The sequence below is a fragment of the Haloarchaeobius ordinarius genome, assembly GCF_051801355.1.
Lineage (GTDB): Archaea > Halobacteriota > Halobacteria > Halobacteriales > Natrialbaceae > Haloarchaeobius.
This window is the reverse complement of sequence record NZ_CP196560.1, coordinates 1475170-1490459: the sequence shown is the minus strand read 5'-3', so window position 1 is coordinate 1490459 and position 15290 is coordinate 1475170. Positions and strand designations below refer to the sequence as shown.

The following is a 15290-nucleotide window of genomic DNA, read 5'->3' as shown; positions in this document are numbered from 1 at the left end:
CTCCCGGAGACGACGAGCCTATCCACTGGGTGAACGTAGTGAACGAAGGAAATGGACTCGTCGGGGTTCGGTCAGTGCGACCGCTATAGAGGCCATATCGCCCTCAGACATTGTTACGCACCTCCCGCATGATGCGGCGGCGAACCTCCATCCTCTCCCGCTCGGTCCGCGTATCGTAATGCTTGTCGAGCACTTCGGGCGATACGTCCATGCGGTCGCTCGTTACCTCGACAGGAACCCCGTCAGCCAGAGCTTCGGTGATTGCGCCACGGCGAATCGGGTGGGCGCTCGTCGAGGACGGGCACTTGCTCGCCGACTTCTGCGACTGCATCGCTTCGCAGTCTTTCGGGTCACGGTCATGGGGACACTCGGCCATCACGCAGGGACGCGTCACCCGATAGACCGTTTCGCGGATGCTCGTCTTGCTCAGGCGGCCGCCGTGGGCCGACGTGAAGAACGGCTCCCGGCCGTAGTCGTCGGTCCCATCGTGGCGGGAGTGGACCAGATAGTCATCAATCACCGCCGCGACCTCGGGCGCGATAGCAACGTCTCGCTCGCCGCGTTCCTCGTTCTTCAGCGGCGTGTCCTGGTCGGGACGATGACGGAGGCACAGGCACGGCTCGCTCTCGTCGTAGTCCGTCACATCGAGCGAGTACAGTGCACCCATCCGCATCCCCGTCTCCCAGAGAATGAGGAACATCACATGGTCTCGACTCGCGTACCGGAAGGTGCCGAGATAGTCGAGCACTTCGTTCGCGCGCTCGGCGCGCAGCACGTCGTCACGCACGTCCTCACCGATACCGATGTTCGGCATCGGGACGGACTCGCGTAGCCCATCTTCGACGCCATCCACGTCCGCCCAGTGGTCGAGCGCAACCCGGAGCGTTGCGAGGTGGTTCTTCAGCGTGACCGCCTTGACCACACCCTTCCGGCGGTTGTAGAACTGGTACAGGTGCCGCCCAGTCAGGTCGTTCAGGTTCTCGATCTCCTGCTCCTCACAGAATTCGAGGAACGGCTTCAGGCGGTACCTATGGTTCGCAAGCGTCTGTTCGCTCACGTTCCCTTCCCGAACGTTCAGATACAGCTCGACACCCTCCTCGGGCGACAGCGGCTCCAAATCGCCGCTCATCGAGCCACCCCGCAAGAAACTGCCGGGGGAAGATGCGTACAGACAGTCGGTACTACTGATTCGTATGGGGTTTTAAGCCCCGTTTCGTCGTTTGCGTACATGGTTTCCGTACCGTAGATACGGAAGCCCGCGCGGGCCGGTGCCCTTACACCGGGTCCGCTTGCTTTCTGAGATGGACCCATCGGCGAGTGACGAGTCCGCGTAGAGCTTCCGTTACACAGTGATGTTACCCGTGGGGTATTAATCATTGCGCTGTGCTTAATCATCGCATATTGCTTATTGTTAGGTAGATTATAGTTCTGGGGTTGGGAACGTGAGACGTATTGATGGGTGGCAGAAAGCCAACGGTCTCCGATTTCGAAATTCTCTCTATCTTCACATCGAGTGGCGAGCACGTTCTGTCGGCAAGTGAAGTGACTGACGAGCTGCCTATCGGCCAAACTGGGACCTACCGACGACTCAAAAGCCTCAGCGAACGCGGCCTGCTCGAAACGAAGAAGGTTGGACAGGGCCGCGCCTGGTGGATCACCGACGAGGGCCGGAAGTTCCTCGAAGAGGCTGACCCTGAAGACTTCGACCTCGAAACCCACGAGTAGATTCCATGAACTACGAATGCGCCCGGTGCGGCTCGACCGAAGCACTGCCCGAGAAACTCCCCATCGACTGGTCTGACTACCTCCGAGAAGAGCGCGGCCTCTCGGTCGCGATCCACGGTTGGAGAGTGCCACTCTGTGGTGAACACTACGCCGACTTCGAGCACCTTCGCGAAACGTGGATGGACCGCGGCTATCTGGACGACGAAGAGGTAGAGAGAATCGAGTCTGACGCCGAGAATCTACTCGACAGTCTCGACCTCGACCAGCTCGTAGACGAGATGTAACCACCCGTCGTCTTCTGTTCCTACCAAGGCGCGTCCCGCGCCACCGATGCATCTTGTCGTCAGCTACGACTTCGCTACTCATCTCATCTGAAACCGATGGACGAGAGGGTTATAGCGGAAATCCTTATACACGCGGTGAAAGTGAAAGTGGACGTTTCAGGCCCGTATTCTCTGGTTCTGTGACCGTGGGGGCTTCTTCCCTGGAATCGCTATCGAGTGTCCGGGTGAAAGTGTAGACGAGTCGGTAGGTCGTGCGAGAGTATGCCACCCGAAAGGAAGTTGCACGGTGGCAACTGGCGAGAGTGGCGGTCTGGGGTGCTCTGCTTGCTGGTTCGGGTTCGGTAGGAGTCGAGAGACGGGAACAGCCGGAGCGAAGTGCAACAGGGCGTTAGAGATTTTCGCAAGACAGCGTGGGCGTGCGTGCGTGTTGCAGTTGCAACACCCTCCCCCGCACTACTGGGTCATACGCCGTTCGCCCTGGTCTTCGACCAGGCCGACGGCAGCCATGACCGGCGGTTGCTCAGGCGAGAGGAGTCGATATATATTGGCGCGCGAGGCTCAACAGAATTTTTGATTTCCTATCCAGAAGCTATCTCTCTACAGATCTGGTGAGAGAGAACACGAATAATGCTACAAAGAATGAATGGATGACCCCAGAAACGCCCTTCGGAATCATGGAGTCGAAGAGGGGCACAATGACTAAGATTGTGATCCCATACGTGAGCAGTACTCTGTGAGGCTTTTCACCATAGCCTGCAAACACTTCAAAACATAGATTGACAACCCAATATAATAGATAAGACAACCGTTCTCCTAATCCATTTGAAGATAAAAAGTTGGACACGTGCTCAAACCTTCGAAAATACATTTCTTTAAAAAAGAACTTTGAGGCCGCTTTTTGATCGCCTACGAGATTAGCTCCAGATTTTGCTTTCAGATACGTTGATTCTAAGCCCAAAAATGGCAACTTATCCAAAGAATTGTCCTCCACAAGTCCGTCTTCCGTCATCGTTGCAGTCCCCATAATCGGTCGGAAGTCAGAAGATCTAAGACTCGTTTCATGGAGATTCCAGTCTGCTTCAATGAATAGGCTGCGGTGCAGCTGGAAGTCGAAATTATTGAAAGTCGTCATTCGAAATAAGAAGTGTTCAAGCGTGTTCACAACCTCTTCTCCAGATGTAATTCTGACTCGTCCGATCTCGGCAAGATTGAGATTATAGTGAACCGAGTCTGGTGTGGGGATATGTAAATTCCCTCCTGAGACATTCGATGCGCCCAAATTCACTTTTACATCTCCTGAGGTAGATCGTGGAACGATGTTTAACCCGCCCTCACAGGTGAGCCAAACCATATCGAGATGGTCTTCAAAATGTACATCTTCCATAGATAGATTACCTCGAAAAGTAGCCCCTCGGAGTCTGACAGGACCGTTAAATGTGGACTCTTTCAGAGTCACGTGATTTTCGAACTCCCCAGAAACCCTAACTGAATTGTCAAAAGAAACTCCAAGTAAGTCGATATACCCAGTAACGTCACACCTTTTTATCCCAAATTCTCCATGGATTTCAGAGAATCTAAATATAGTATGGCCTGTCAATTCCAATTCTGAGAACTCTACACTGTCGAAGAACGTGCAATAGACCATCGACATCCCCCAAATTATTGCCCCCGAAACATCGACAGGCCCATGAAATTCCGATAAAAAGAAGTTAACTCCATCTTCTTTCAAGTGGTCAAGAGTCGTTTCAGAGGGAGTAAATTCTCCGAATTTTGATCCAGTGAAGTTATTCTCCATATTCGGGTTTGACACAATCTCCGAGAACTTATCCATAACATCTTGATCAGAGATGCCTGCCTTGTCGCGTTCATCAGGGTCCATATGGAACAAGCAGTAATCGCCCTCAGCGTCCTCATAAGGACACTCCCATGTGGACGGGTCGTTGAACAACGACCAACGCAGAAAGTCTTCAGAATCCACCTCTTCAATATACTCTTCTGAAGAGTAGATATACGAGCAAGTCATAGCCAGTTACTATTGCTGACAGCTAATGAGAATTTTGGTTGATGTCCCAACTATCCAAAAATCGAGTTCTTTGGTAGCATCTGAGGAAGTTCAAATGTTTTAGTGCGCATTCCCCAGGGGTCGCACGTCGCGAGAACCCGTTTCCCGAATATGCACACGACCCTCGAAATCCCGTGTGCACTTGGTGGCCTCGATCTCCTCGATGACCCATGACCGCAGCCCGATCACCACCGGGACCCCACCGAATCGGGGTGAAATGGGGCGTCCAGTAGCTCGAAAAAACTAGGATACCGGGGGTCGTGTGTACGACCATGCGAATCCGAACCGATGGGAAATACGCCTACCGAACCGACGCTATCGAGCAGGCCGCAGATTTCTACGACTGCAACAAGACCAGGGCCATCGTCTCCGCCTGCGAGGACGTTCCTCAGCTCGTCGCCGCTGCCCGCCAGGTGCTCGACCGCGACGATCTTACCAGAAAGCAGCGTCAGGAGATTGCTGAAACTTTGTCGACTCGTGCGGTTTCCTTCGAAATCTCATCGGAGGTAGTCAGTGATAAGAATCCGTGAAGACCCCCCTCCGAGTATTTGAGTTCACATTCGGGGACTGGTTCTCACCGTGACCTACTGGAACAATTGTTAACCTACCACTGTCGTAACTCATCTCTCCCAAGGTCGAAACTCAAGTCGGCCCAAACCTCAGGTAAAACGACTTCATTATCCGGTTTTTCTGCGAGGTTCTCGGCGTTTTCGTGAAAGTCCTCAAAATCAATATCCAATGACGGTAACTCTTCCAGATCCGCTTCCAAATGTAAAAACTGTTCAATGTTTTGGTTACCCAGAGCGTCTGCATATCGAACAGAGAAGTGTAGCGATGCAGATTCTGCTTTTGAACTTTTCAACCTTTCCAACGCTAAGCCAAGCAGAAGTCGATTCATTCGCCAATTACCCTCAGACACAGCTGTTACTGGTTCAGCTTTGAATTGGACCCCTTCTTGACCGCCTTGAAGAGAATTACCTAATCCTGGGCTACCATCAGACCTGTATAGCTGTGTTTCCGCAATCCCTGAAGAGATCTCCAAAGCCGACCATCTCGAAGGAGGGAATCGTATCAGAGTAATTAATTCCAAATCATGGGCCGCCCCATCACCAAAGTTTGACAATTCTACTTCAAGCTCATCACCGTCTGAGGAGTATCTAATCGGTTCAACTCTTGCAGTTTGGTTCAAACTCAATAACTTCCTCTGTTGGTCATAGAGATAAACCAATAACCCAGTCAGGACGAGGTTCCCAATTACATTTATCTTAGTTATATTCTCTTCCATCCATGAAAATGAGTCTGGGAAAAAATAGCCAACAACAAGAATAATCGAGACTGCAAATGCTCCAAATACCCATCTCCAGAAAGCCCGATTATAGAGAGAAGACACACCCCGCAATCGTCCTACAAGACCACGTAACCGTTTGACCATACACTACAGGTAAACGCCTCCCTTATCAGTTTTCAGATTTTTGAATAAATATAGAAATTTTTCGCGCGCACCCCAAGGGGGTGCAATTCGCGTGCGCCGCCACAAGGGCGGCTGTGTACTTTCAACAGGTGCGCCTTAGCCACACGCTCTAACGGGAAACCGGAACTCCGGGTTCCGGTTCGGGTGGCCGGGGCGCGGCGGTCTGCGCCCCGGCCAACCGCGCCGGGGTCATGGTCATGGCTCAGAAGGGGCCGAAACGGGCAGAATCGACCGGAAAAGAGGACGCAGAACAGTGTTGCCACTCAGCAGAACCCCGCTACCGGGGGTCGCTGTCGGCGTCGGTGCCGCCGTAGTACTCGGCCAGCTCGTCGCGAACGCGGTCGAACTCCTTGCCGTACTTCTGGAGCACACCACGAATCCCAGTGCTCGAAGCGAAGCCCGCCAGGTCGGTGACGACTTCGCGGCGACCGTCGATCTCGATAACGACGTGAATCCCGGTCGTGCTGTGCCGACCGGTTTCAGCCTTGAACGCGGTGCGGCCTGACTGAAGGATTCTGCGGGCCTCCTGCTCGTCGCTGGCGGCGTACTCGATGCGCCACGTCTGATAGTGCGTGTCCGCCTCTTGGACCGTCACGTTGTACTGACGACGCCACTGTGCCCACGCGCTACGCTCGGCAGCGCGCTCTCGGTCGGCGACCTCGGCAACCGTCGCGTTCACCGTCTGCTCGAAGTTCTCCTTCTGGGCACGAACGCGGTCGAGGAGTAGCTGTTTCTGGTAGTCGCTCGCGAACTCGATGCGCCCGTAGCTCCACTTCACCAAGTCTTCCAGGCGGTGCAGCGCCTCGCGAATCGTCCGGTAGCAGTACCCCGACGAATCCGCTACGTCCGACGGAGACACCACACCGCCGTCTGTCAGCAGGTGGTCGATGACTGCCGCGTCGGACCCCGTGAGGTTCCGCCACTGCTGGATGACGCGCGCTTCCTGCTGGTTCTCGATTTTCGGCAGGGGACACTGCACAGACTTCCGACTGGCCTTCTTCGACTCGTACCGCTTGAAGTAGGCGTCCGAGAAGTACGTCCCACCCTCGCCGTTCGGCCCGACCGACAGGCCCGACCAGTCGAGCACGTTCAGCAGCACCTCTTCGAGTTCGCGCCGCAGGTCCGACCTGTCTGGGTCGTTCGGGCGGTCCTCGCGCTTCTCCCACCACACCGTCGACATGGAGACGTTGGCCTGAAGCGAGACTTCGACCTTCGGGTGATACAGGGGTTCGTCCGGTTCCCGGTTCTCCGGGTGCTCCGGGTAGTAGTGCTTGATCTCTTTCCCCAGGCTATGACCCTTGACCAGCTGGCGTGCTCGCGGCGCGTCGATGGTCGTCGCGACGTGATACCCCGGAATCTTCCGGTGGTCCGCATGGTGCCGTCGGACACCCGACCGGTCGGATTCGAGTAGCTGGTGAATCCGCTCGATAGGCCCATCAGCCGCGTACACCGAACCGGAGACAGAGCGCCTTGGGCGCACGTAGACCGCGGCGTCGTTGATGTTCGAGGTTCTGGCAGGGTCCGCGAAGTACTTGCGGTGGATGCCGAAGGCGGCCATCGCCTCTTGGACCAGCTCGAGGTACAGGTCGAAATCGATGTTCGAGCCTTGCACCTGGACGTCGATGTATGGCTGACCGATGTCCATGTAGCCCCGGACTCTCGACACTCGCCCTGTCTCCTCGTCCTTGTTCTTCATATCGGGCCAGCGCGGGCGAACTGTGATGGTGCCGCCACGAATCCGCTTCGACTGGTCGGCGCGCTCGTCGTCGTAGAGGCTGTCCTTCGCGACGAAGTGCACCCGGAACAGCGGCGCAGTTTCGAGGCTGTAGCTCGGCACAACTGCCGGGTCCGGCGGGATGATGGGCTGGTGCTGGTAGTCGAAGCAGGCCGCCCAGGTGTCGCCGTCGAGGCCAAAGGTCGCGGTCGGCTTCCCCGAAGTCTGCCAGCCGGGGTGGTCCTTCCGAACCGAGTCCAGGGCGTAGTACGGCTTCAGCGCGTACCGCGTGAAGTGCAGATGCACGTCGAACTCGTGGCACTGCGGGCGGACGTACTCCTGAAACGTCACGACTGCTCTCCCTCTCCGAGTTCTTCCAGGGTCGGCGCGACGCGCTCGGCTCCGGTGCGCTCCAATCGCCGAGAGCACCATGTGTGGTGTCCGGCTTCTCCCTTTTCGAGCAGGCGCGTACAGCGGGCACGGCACTCCTGACACCGGAACTCTCGCGAGGTGCGCGGCTTCGGGCGGGCCCGCTCGCGGATTCGAAGCTCCTCGGCGGAGATACCGAAGAGGCCGTCAGCACTCACGCCGACCGCCCCTGTTTCCCTACACTCAGTCCCAGACGGCGTAGAGGTGCGACGAGAATTGTGTTGAACTCTCCTCGCAGAACCAGAGGTACCGAGCAGTGAATCGACCGAGAACGTCCCCGAGAAGGACAGAGCAGCCGCTTTCCGAGAAGTAACGACCGAGTAAAATTTGGATGGACTCGTCGGGATTTGAACCCGAGGCCTCTTCCTTGCGAAGGAAGCGATCTACCCCTGATCTACGAGCCCGCGGAACGCAACCAAACCTTGCCCCTGGGCCGTATTAGTAGCTTTTGTTTCCGCTGCCGTACGTGGAACGTTGTGACGTAGCGAGGAGTCGCATCCTCCCTGCAGCCACCCCGATGAGGAAGCCTGCGAAGTGAGCGACGAGGGCGACGCCGGGGGCGCCGGTCGCCCAGGTGACGAAGGCGGCGACGACCACGAACGCGGCGAGTTCGACCCACTCGGGGAGGTCGAAGCGAGCGAGCAGGCCGTCGGTGAGTCGGTTGCCGCCGAGCACGTAGCCGTAGAGGGCGAAGACGGCCCCACTCGCGCCGAGGACGGCGGTGGGGCGGCCGAGGCCGATAGCGGCGGCGAAGCCGCTCAGCAGGACCTGTGCGAGCCCGGCGAGTGCGCCGCTCACCACGAAGAAGGTGTGGTACCGGAACCGCGTGGTCTTCCGTTCGAGGGCGAAGCCGACGAGGGCGAGCGCGATGGCGTTCGAGAGCAGGTGCATCAGGCCCGCGTGGGCGTACACGCTCGTGACGAGCGTCCAGGGCCGGCTGAGCGGCGAGTGGAGGACGAACAGGAAGTCGTAGACGCCTGCGAACCCCACGAGCGCCTGAAAGAGGCTGACGGCCGTCTGGAACGCGAAGACGAGTCCGAAGAGGACGAACGTTTCGATAGTGGGACTCCCGGAGCGGCGGGACATACGTGAACTCGGGCGCTGTCGCTACTAAACATTCGGGTGTCATGAAAGAGAGTAAAATTCGCGGCCGAGGTGGCGGACGACGGAACTGCGCGAGAGAGCGACGGCGGAGCCGTCGTTCGGCCCTCGGGTCAGTCCTCGAGGACGATCTCGATGCTGACGTCGTTCGGGACCTGGATCCGCATGAGCTGGCGAAGTGCGCGCTCGTCGGCGTCGAGGTCGATGAGGCGCTTGTGGACGCGCATCTCCCAGTGTTCCCACGTCGCAGTACCCTCACCGTCGGGTGACTTGCGGGTCGGGATCTCGAGCGTCTTGGTCGGCAGCGGGATGGGGCCCGACAGGTTCACACCCGTTTTGCTCGCGATTTCGCGAACGTCGTCACAGATGCTGTCGAGGTCGTCGGGGCTCGTTCCCGCGAGCCGGACGCGTGCCTGCTGCATTGTTTACTTCTCGTTGACGGACATGACCTTGCCAGCCGCGATGGTCTGGCCCATGTCACGAACTGCGAAGGAGCCGAGTTCCGGAATCTCGCCGGCCGGCTCGATGCTGAGCGGCTTCTGCGGACGGACGGTGACGACCGCGGAGTCGCCGGACTGGATGAAGTCCGGGTTCTCCTCGGCGACCTCGCCCGAGGTGGGGTCCATCTTCTTGTCGATGGATTCGATGGTACACGCGACCTGTGCCGTGTGGGCGTGGAAGACCGGCGTGTAGCCTGCCGTGATGACCGAGGGGTGCTGCATGACGACGATCTGGGCCTGGAAGGTCTCGGCGACCGTCGGCGGGTCGTCGGCGGGGCCACAGACGTCACCGCGGCGGATGTCGTCCTTGCCGATGCCACGGACGTTGAACCCGACGTTGTCACCGGGGCCAGCCTCCGGGACTTCCTCGTGGTGCATCTCGATGGTCTTGACCTCGCCACCGACGTCAGACGGCTGGAACGAGACGTTCTCGCCGATGTTCAGCATACCCGTCTCGACACGGCCGACCGGGACCGTACCGATGCCGGAGATGGTGTAGACGTCCTGGATCGGGAGGCGCAGGGGCGCGTCCGTCGGCTCCTGGGGCTCCGGGAGGTTGTTGAGGGCCTCGAGGAGGATGTCGCCGTCGTACCAGGAGGTGTTGTCGGAGCGCTCGGCGATGTTGTCGCCTTCGAACGCGGAGATCGGGATGAAGGTCGCGTCCTCGGAGCGGAAGTTGACCTGCTTGAGGAGCTTCTGGACCTCGGCCTTGACCTCCTTGTACTTGGCCTCGTCGTAGTCGACGACGTCCATCTTGTTCACGCCGATGATGAGCTCGTCGATACCCAGCGTGCGGGCCAGGAAGACGTGCTCACGGGTCTGGGGTGCGACACCGTCGTCTGCGGCGACGACGAGGACGGCGTTGTCTGCCTGGGACGCGCCCGTGATCATGTTCTTGACGAAGTCACGGTGACCCGGACAGTCGACGATGGTGAAGTAGTACTCGTCGGTGTCGAACTCCTGGTGGGCGATGTCGATGGTTACACCGCGCTCGCGCTCCTCGGCGAGGTTGTCCATGACGTAGGCGAACTCGAAGCCACCCTTGCCCTTCTCTTCTGCTTCTTCGCGGTACTGCTCGATGACGTGCTCGGGCACGCTCCCCGTCTCGAAGAGGAGTCGCCCGACCAGTGTGCTCTTACCGTGGTCGACGTGGCCGATGACGGCCAGGTTCTGGTGCGGTTTGTCGCTCATTGTTGTATCTCACGCGCAGAGGCGCTGTGTGGGAATCTTTCGGCAGAAACGGTTAAAACCATTTCGATACGGACCTCACGACACCCCGACGCCGTCTTGCGGTTTGGCGTGCGAACACACACCAAAGAGGGCTCAGGAGAGGCGTGCGATGTCCGCCAGTACTGCGCTCGCGGTCGGGTCGCCACCGGCCCCGCGGCCGCGAAGCGCGAGCGTGCCCGCGTACGTCGTCTCGAGCTGGACGATGTTCTCGGTCCCGGTCACCGCGAGCGGGCTGTCGGTCGGGACGAGACGCGGCCCGACACGGATGCCCGAGGGCGTCGCCTCCCCGACGAGTCTGACGGTTCGACCGTCCGCCTGTGCGAGCTGGAGCGCACTCGGCGGGATGTCGACGATGCCGTCGACGTCTGCGTCGTCCAGCGTGTACTCGGTCTCGCCCTCGGCGAGCACGTTCGAGAGGATGACGCACTTCAGCGCAGCGTCGGTCCCCTCCACGTCGAACGCCGGGTCGGCTTCGGCGACGCCGAGGTCCTGGGCCTCCGCGAGGACGTGTTCGTAGTCCAGTCCCTCGGCAGCCATCCGCGAGAGGATGAAGTTCGCGGTGCCGTTGAGCACACCACGGACCGCGGTCACCTGCGAGGGACCGTAGTCAGCCACGGTGCCGAGCACCGGGATGGCACCGGCGACGGTCGCCTCGAACAGCACCTCGCCCTCGCTCTCGGCTTCGAGTGCCCGCACGTCCGCGTAGCGCTCCGCCACGGGACCCTTGTTGGCCAGTACGACGTGCCTGTCGCGTTCGAGCGCGGTGCGCACGTGCGAGAAGGCGGGCTCGGCGTCACCGAGCGTGGTCGGCGTCGCCTCGACGAGCACGTCGTACTCGCCGTCGAGTACCACGTCTGGGTCCGCAGAGCCGACGTGCCCCCGGGCCGACTTCCGGCTGAGTATCGCGTCCACGTCGATGCCCTCGGGGTTCGCCACCCCGGAGCTCGAGTCCGCCAGTCCGGTCACCGTGTGCCCGTGCTCGCCCGCGAGCCGTGCCACCGAACGGCCGACCGCGCCCGCGCCGAGAATCGCGACTCTCATCGGTCACCCTCCACGAGCGGTTCGACGACACGCAGGTCCTTCTTTTCGGCGACGTCACGGACGACCGCGAGCGCCTCCTGGGTCTGGCCCGGCTCGACCGCGAGCTGTGCCCGCGCACTCGACACGTCGTCGGTCCCCGCCGGCGCGTCGAGCGCGAAGTCGATGACGGATGCTCCGCTGCACTCCTCGATGGTCTCCAGGGTGTCCGAGAGGTCCGTCTCGACGAGGTGGCCGACGAGCAGGACGCTCACCTGCTCGGTGTACTGGTCGGCACCGGCCTGCGTCACGGTGACGCCGGCGTCCCGGAGCCCTCGTACGACGTCATCGAAACGACTCGGCGTGCACTCCAGGTCGACCTCGACGGGGATGTTCCCCCGCGGTGTCAGGTTCCCGCGTTCGTGGTAGATAGACAGCAGGTTTCCGCCGTTGTCCGCGATGGGACGCAGTGCCCGCAACAGTTCACCCGGTTCGTCGACGAGCTCCAGCCGGACTGTGTACGCTCGCCGCGTCTCGGAGACGTCAGTCGCCATCGAAATCACCCGCGAGGAACGCGGCGCGTCGTCGGTCCATACGTAGGTCTGACCCTCCTGAGCGATATAAGCCTTCAGCCACTCGCAAAACTCTCCTCACCTTCGGTGACTGACTCCCCCCGGAGGCTTCTTGCCCTGCCAGACGAAGCCCTCAGTATGTCCATCGCACGCCAACTGTTCGACGTCTTCCTCGCGGGTGCGCTCGCGCTCGTCGTCCTGCTGGTCGGCAGTTACGTCGCCCCCCGGGTCGCCACGACGGTCGCCGTCATCGTCGCCTGTGGGTTCTACTTCTCGCGCTATCCCTGGGGCTCACAGGACGGCACGCGAATCAACGAGCGTATCGACGACCTGTACGACCGCTACCTGCCGTTCTGAAACCCCGAGAAGCGGAACTCACTCGCGGTACGTCTCGGCCAACCGGTCGAGGTGTGCCGAGACCGCTTCTCTCGCCTCTTGCTGGCCAGCACACGACTCGTCTGGACACCAATCCGCGACCACGGGTTCGGGGTCGTCCTGATAGAGCGCGACCGCTCTGACGACGACCGTGCGTTCTGTGAGGTCGACCACTTGCCGGCACAGTTCCTCGCGCTCGGCTGTGCCGTCGCTGTCGTCACCTTCGCCGCCGTCGTCGGACGAGGCACTCCCGTCGCCACTGCCACCGACAGACGCCGCTCTGGGCGGCGAGATGACCGTCGTGTGGACGCCGACCGGGAGCAGTCGACGACCGCAGTGAGGACAGCCTGCAGGCACGTTACATTCCGTATGTAACCCACCATAGAATAAATCTTCCTGATAACGAATCTTACAGTCAGGATTCCCGACAAACCTGTCGCTCAGTGGAGGCGAAAACGAAAGAGAGGAGACCGGGTTACAGGTAGTCTGCGCCTTCGGGCAGCTCGAGCTTCATACCCTTGCGCTCGCGGATCTCCATGATCTTCTCTTCCTGGAGACTGTCGGACATGAACTCGAAGCCGGCGTTCTCCGTGTTCCACGACGCGCGACCTTCGGTCGCACTGCGGATGTCGGAGGAGAAGCCGATCATCTCGTCGACGGGCGCGATACCCTCGACGACCATGAGGTCACCCTCCTGGTACATGTCGTCGACGCGGCCACGGCGGCCCTGAATCTCACCGGAAGCGGCACCCATGTGCTCGTTCGGCACGTCGATGCGGACGTTCTGCATCGGCTCCATCAGCGCGACACCCGAGTGGATGAGCGCGCGGTGGACGGCCTCCCGGACTGCCGGGATGACCTGGGCCGGGCCACGGTGGATGGTGTCCTCGTGGAGCCGTGCGTCCTTCAGGCGCAGCATCGCGCCCTGGACGGGCTCGGCAGCCAGCGGACCGTCCTCGAGGGCCTCCTCGAGCCCCTCGATGACGAGTTCCATCGTCTCGTTGAGGTGCTGGATACCCTTCGTGTCGTCGATGAGGATGTTCGTCCCGAAGATGTGCTCGACGTTCTGGGACGTGTCCTTGTCCATGCCGGCCTCCTGGAGGACCTCACGGCGCTCCAGTTCGGGCATGTCCATCGAGGCCTCGCCCATGCGGATGGTCTCGATGATCTCCTCGCTCATCGGTTCGAGGGTCATGTAGAACCGGTTGTGGCGGTTCGGAGAGATACCCTCGACCTCGCCGGTCTCCGCGCGCGGTGCCTCGCGGTAGACGACGATGGGCTCACCGGTGATGACCGGGATGCCCTGGTTGCGCTCGATGCGCTGGGTGATGACCTCGAGGTGGAGCTCGCCCTGCCCGGAGATGAGGTGCTCGCCCGTGTCCTCGTTGATGGTAATCTGGATGGTCGGGTCCTCCTTGGACACCTGACGGAGCGTTTCGATGAGCTTCGGCAGGTCGTCCATGTTCTTCGCCTCGACGGACTTCGTGATGACCGGCTCCGAGATGTGTTCGATGGACTCGAACGGCGTCATCTCGATGGAGGAGACGGTGGACCCAGCGATGGCGTCCTTCAGGCCGGTGACGGCTGCGATGTTACCCGCGGGGACGTGGTCCACTTCCTCACGTTCGCCACCCATGAACAGCCCGACGGACTGCAGGCGGTTCGTGCCTGCGGTCCCGGAGACGTACAGGTCCTGACCCTTCTCCATGGTGCCAGAGAAGACACGACCGGTCGCGACCTCACCGGCGTGGGGGTCCATGTGGATGTCGGTACACATGAAGACGACTTCGCCGTCGTCGTCGACCAGACGCATCTGCTCGGCGACGTCGAGGTCGTCGTCACCGCGCCAGATGCGCGGGATACGGCGGGGCTGCGCCTCGATGGGGTCCGGGAAGTGCTCGACGACCATGTCGAGTACGACGTTCGAGAGCGGCGTCTTCTCGTGGAGTTCGCGGCGCTTGTCGGCGCGCTCCAGTTCGATGATGTCGCCGAAGTCGAGACCGGTGCGCTGCATGGAGTTGACCGAGACGCCCCACATGTACAGGGCGGACCCGAACGCGACGGTACCGTCCTGCACGGAGACGGTCCAGTCGTCGACGTCGTCCATGTCCTCGGTCATCCCGCGGATGAGCTCGTTGACGTTCCCGATGACCTTCTGGAGACGCTGCTGCATCTCCTCGGGGCCTTCCTGCAGCTCCGAGATGAGGCGGTCGACCTTGTTGATGAACAGGGCCGGCTTCACACCCTCACGGAGGGCCTGCCGAACGACGGTCTCCGTCTGCGGCATGGCACCCTCGACTGCGTCCACGACGACGAGTGCGCCGTCGACCGCACGCATCGCACGCGTCACGTCGCCACCGAAGTCGACGTGGCCCGGCGTGTCGATGAGGTTGATGAGGTGGTTGTTACCGTCTACCTCGTGGGTCATCGACACGTTCGCCGCGTCGATGGTGATCCCACGTTCCTGCTCGTCCTCTTCCGTGTCCATCATGAGCTTGGTCGCCTCACCTTCGTCGGCGATCATACCCGTCCCGGCGAGCAGGTTGTCTGTGAGTGTCGTCTTTCCGTGGTCGACGTGCGCGGCGATGGCGATGTTCCGGATCTGCTCCGGCTTGTCCATCAGCCGTTCGCACTGTTCGACGATCTTCTTTCGTCTACCCATTGGTGTTGCGTACCGACGAAGCCGGTAAAAGTATGCTGTTTTCGATTCGCCGTGACACCGTGAAACGGCCGTTTTCAGGCCCCTCGGAACGGCTTGGTGAGTCAATGATGCACACAGTAACCGCGTATCTCGGGCGTCGAAACCGGCG

15 protein-coding genes and 1 tRNA gene are annotated in these 15290 nt (G+C 60.2%); 4 read left to right on the top strand and 12 right to left on the bottom strand.

What is annotated here, in order from left to right:
- Positions 1–103 precede the first annotated feature (103 nt).
- Complete coding sequence (locus ACSC1R_RS07790; RefSeq protein ID WP_439028496.1) at positions 104–1129, bottom strand: tyrosine-type recombinase/integrase; 1026 nt, start codon at positions 1127–1129, stop codon at positions 104–106.
- 326 nt (positions 1130–1455) lie between these two features.
- Here ACSC1R_RS07790 and ACSC1R_RS07785 point away from each other — a divergent pair, with 326 nt between their 5' ends.
- Together ACSC1R_RS07785 and ACSC1R_RS07780 are read left to right on the top strand one after the other, a co-directional pair.
- Positions 1456–1725, top strand: coding sequence for a helix-turn-helix domain-containing protein (locus ACSC1R_RS07785; RefSeq protein ID WP_439028495.1), 270 nt, complete (start codon positions 1456–1458; stop codon positions 1723–1725).
- 5 nt (positions 1726–1730) lie between these two features.
- Complete coding sequence (locus ACSC1R_RS07780) at positions 1731–2009, top strand: hypothetical protein (protein ID WP_439028494.1); 279 nt, start codon at positions 1731–1733, stop codon at positions 2007–2009.
- A 589-nt stretch (positions 2010–2598) separates the two neighbouring features.
- Here ACSC1R_RS07780 and ACSC1R_RS07775 read toward each other — a convergent pair.
- Complete coding sequence (locus ACSC1R_RS07775; RefSeq protein ID WP_439028493.1) at positions 2599–3987, bottom strand: pentapeptide repeat-containing protein; 1389 nt, start codon at positions 3985–3987, stop codon at positions 2599–2601.
- A gap of 356 nt (positions 3988–4343) precedes the next feature.
- Between ACSC1R_RS07775 and ACSC1R_RS07770 the strand changes: the two genes are divergently transcribed.
- Complete coding sequence (locus ACSC1R_RS07770; RefSeq protein ID WP_439028492.1) at positions 4344–4601, top strand: DUF7692 domain-containing protein; 258 nt, start codon at positions 4344–4346, stop codon at positions 4599–4601.
- 74 nt (positions 4602–4675) lie between these two features.
- Here the strand turns inward: ACSC1R_RS07770 and ACSC1R_RS07765 are convergent, their stop codons facing one another.
- The 8 genes from ACSC1R_RS07765 to ACSC1R_RS07730 all read right to left on the bottom strand — a co-directional run bounded on the left by ACSC1R_RS07765 (position 4676) and on the right by ACSC1R_RS07730 (position 12087).
- Complete coding sequence (locus ACSC1R_RS07765) at positions 4676–5461, bottom strand: hypothetical protein (protein ID WP_439028491.1); 786 nt, start codon at positions 5459–5461, stop codon at positions 4676–4678.
- Between the two features lie 358 nt (positions 5462–5819).
- Positions 5820–7607 (bottom strand): DUF7845 domain-containing protein, encoded by a 1788-nt coding sequence (locus tag ACSC1R_RS07760; RefSeq protein ID WP_439028490.1) that lies wholly within the window; start codon positions 7605–7607, stop codon positions 5820–5822.
- A 410-nt stretch (positions 7608–8017) separates the two neighbouring features.
- Positions 8018–8089: transfer RNA gene (locus ACSC1R_RS07755), tRNA-Ala, on the bottom strand.
- Between the two features lie 34 nt (positions 8090–8123).
- Positions 8124–8771, bottom strand: coding sequence for a rhomboid family intramembrane serine protease (locus tag ACSC1R_RS07750; RefSeq protein ID WP_439028489.1), 648 nt, complete (start codon positions 8769–8771; stop codon positions 8124–8126).
- Between the two features lie 128 nt (positions 8772–8899).
- Positions 8900–9208 carry a 30S ribosomal protein S10 gene (rpsJ, locus tag ACSC1R_RS07745; protein WP_439028488.1) on the bottom strand — a complete coding sequence of 103 codons (309 nt, stop codon included), beginning with the start codon at positions 9206–9208 and terminating at the stop codon, positions 8900–8902.
- 3 nt (positions 9209–9211) lie between these two features.
- Positions 9212–10477 carry a translation elongation factor EF-1 subunit alpha gene (gene tuf, locus ACSC1R_RS07740; protein WP_439028487.1) on the bottom strand — a complete coding sequence of 422 codons (1266 nt, stop codon included), beginning with the start codon at positions 10475–10477 and terminating at the stop codon, positions 9212–9214.
- A 132-nt stretch (positions 10478–10609) separates the two neighbouring features.
- Positions 10610–11557, bottom strand: coding sequence for a homoserine dehydrogenase (locus tag ACSC1R_RS07735; protein WP_439028486.1), 948 nt, complete (start codon positions 11555–11557; stop codon positions 10610–10612).
- Positions 11554–12087, bottom strand: coding sequence for an amino acid-binding protein (locus ACSC1R_RS07730; protein ID WP_439028485.1), 534 nt, complete (start codon positions 12085–12087; stop codon positions 11554–11556). The genes ACSC1R_RS07735 and ACSC1R_RS07730 overlap by 4 nt, the downstream gene beginning before the upstream one ends.
- A gap of 156 nt (positions 12088–12243) precedes the next feature.
- Here ACSC1R_RS07730 and ACSC1R_RS07725 point away from each other — a divergent pair, with 156 nt between their 5' ends.
- A complete protein-coding gene (locus ACSC1R_RS07725) occupies positions 12244–12462 on the top strand; it encodes a hypothetical protein (RefSeq protein WP_439028484.1) in 219 nt (72 codons plus the stop codon).
- Between the two features lie 18 nt (positions 12463–12480).
- Here ACSC1R_RS07725 and ACSC1R_RS07720 read toward each other — a convergent pair whose 3' ends face one another.
- Both ACSC1R_RS07720 and ACSC1R_RS07715 read right to left on the bottom strand, forming a co-directional pair.
- Positions 12481–12837 (bottom strand): hypothetical protein, encoded by a 357-nt coding sequence (locus ACSC1R_RS07720; RefSeq protein WP_439028483.1) that lies wholly within the window; start codon positions 12835–12837, stop codon positions 12481–12483.
- A 118-nt stretch (positions 12838–12955) separates the two neighbouring features.
- Positions 12956–15142 carry an elongation factor EF-2 gene (locus tag ACSC1R_RS07715; protein WP_439028482.1) on the bottom strand — a complete coding sequence of 729 codons (2187 nt, stop codon included), beginning with the start codon at positions 15140–15142 and terminating at the stop codon, positions 12956–12958.
- Positions 15143–15290 lie beyond the last annotated feature (148 nt).

Coding starts and splice junctions, on each gene's coding strand:
- ACSC1R_RS07790 (WP_439028496.1), bottom strand. CDS start 1,129: ATGAGCGGCGATTTGGAGCCGCTGTCGCCCGAGGAGGGTGTCGAGCTG.
- ACSC1R_RS07785 (WP_439028495.1), top strand. CDS start 1,456: ATGGGTGGCAGAAAGCCAACGGTCTCCGATTTCGAAATTCTCTCTATC.
- ACSC1R_RS07780 (WP_439028494.1), top strand. CDS start 1,731: ATGAACTACGAATGCGCCCGGTGCGGCTCGACCGAAGCACTGCCCGAG.
- ACSC1R_RS07770 (WP_439028492.1), top strand. CDS start 4,344: ATGCGAATCCGAACCGATGGGAAATACGCCTACCGAACCGACGCTATC.
- ACSC1R_RS07750 (WP_439028489.1), bottom strand. CDS start 8,771: ATGTCCCGCCGCTCCGGGAGTCCCACTATCGAAACGTTCGTCCTCTTC.
- rpsJ (WP_439028488.1), bottom strand. CDS start 9,208: ATGCAGCAGGCACGCGTCCGGCTCGCGGGAACGAGCCCCGACGACCTC.
- tuf (WP_439028487.1), bottom strand. CDS start 10,477: ATGAGCGACAAACCGCACCAGAACCTGGCCGTCATCGGCCACGTCGAC.
- ACSC1R_RS07735 (WP_439028486.1), bottom strand. CDS start 11,557: ATGAGAGTCGCGATTCTCGGCGCGGGCGCGGTCGGCCGTTCGGTGGCA.
- ACSC1R_RS07730 (WP_439028485.1), bottom strand. CDS start 12,087: ATGGCGACTGACGTCTCCGAGACGCGGCGAGCGTACACAGTCCGGCTG.
- ACSC1R_RS07725 (WP_439028484.1), top strand. CDS start 12,244: ATGTCCATCGCACGCCAACTGTTCGACGTCTTCCTCGCGGGTGCGCTC.
- ACSC1R_RS07715 (WP_439028482.1), bottom strand. CDS start 15,142: ATGGGTAGACGAAAGAAGATCGTCGAACAGTGCGAACGGCTGATGGAC.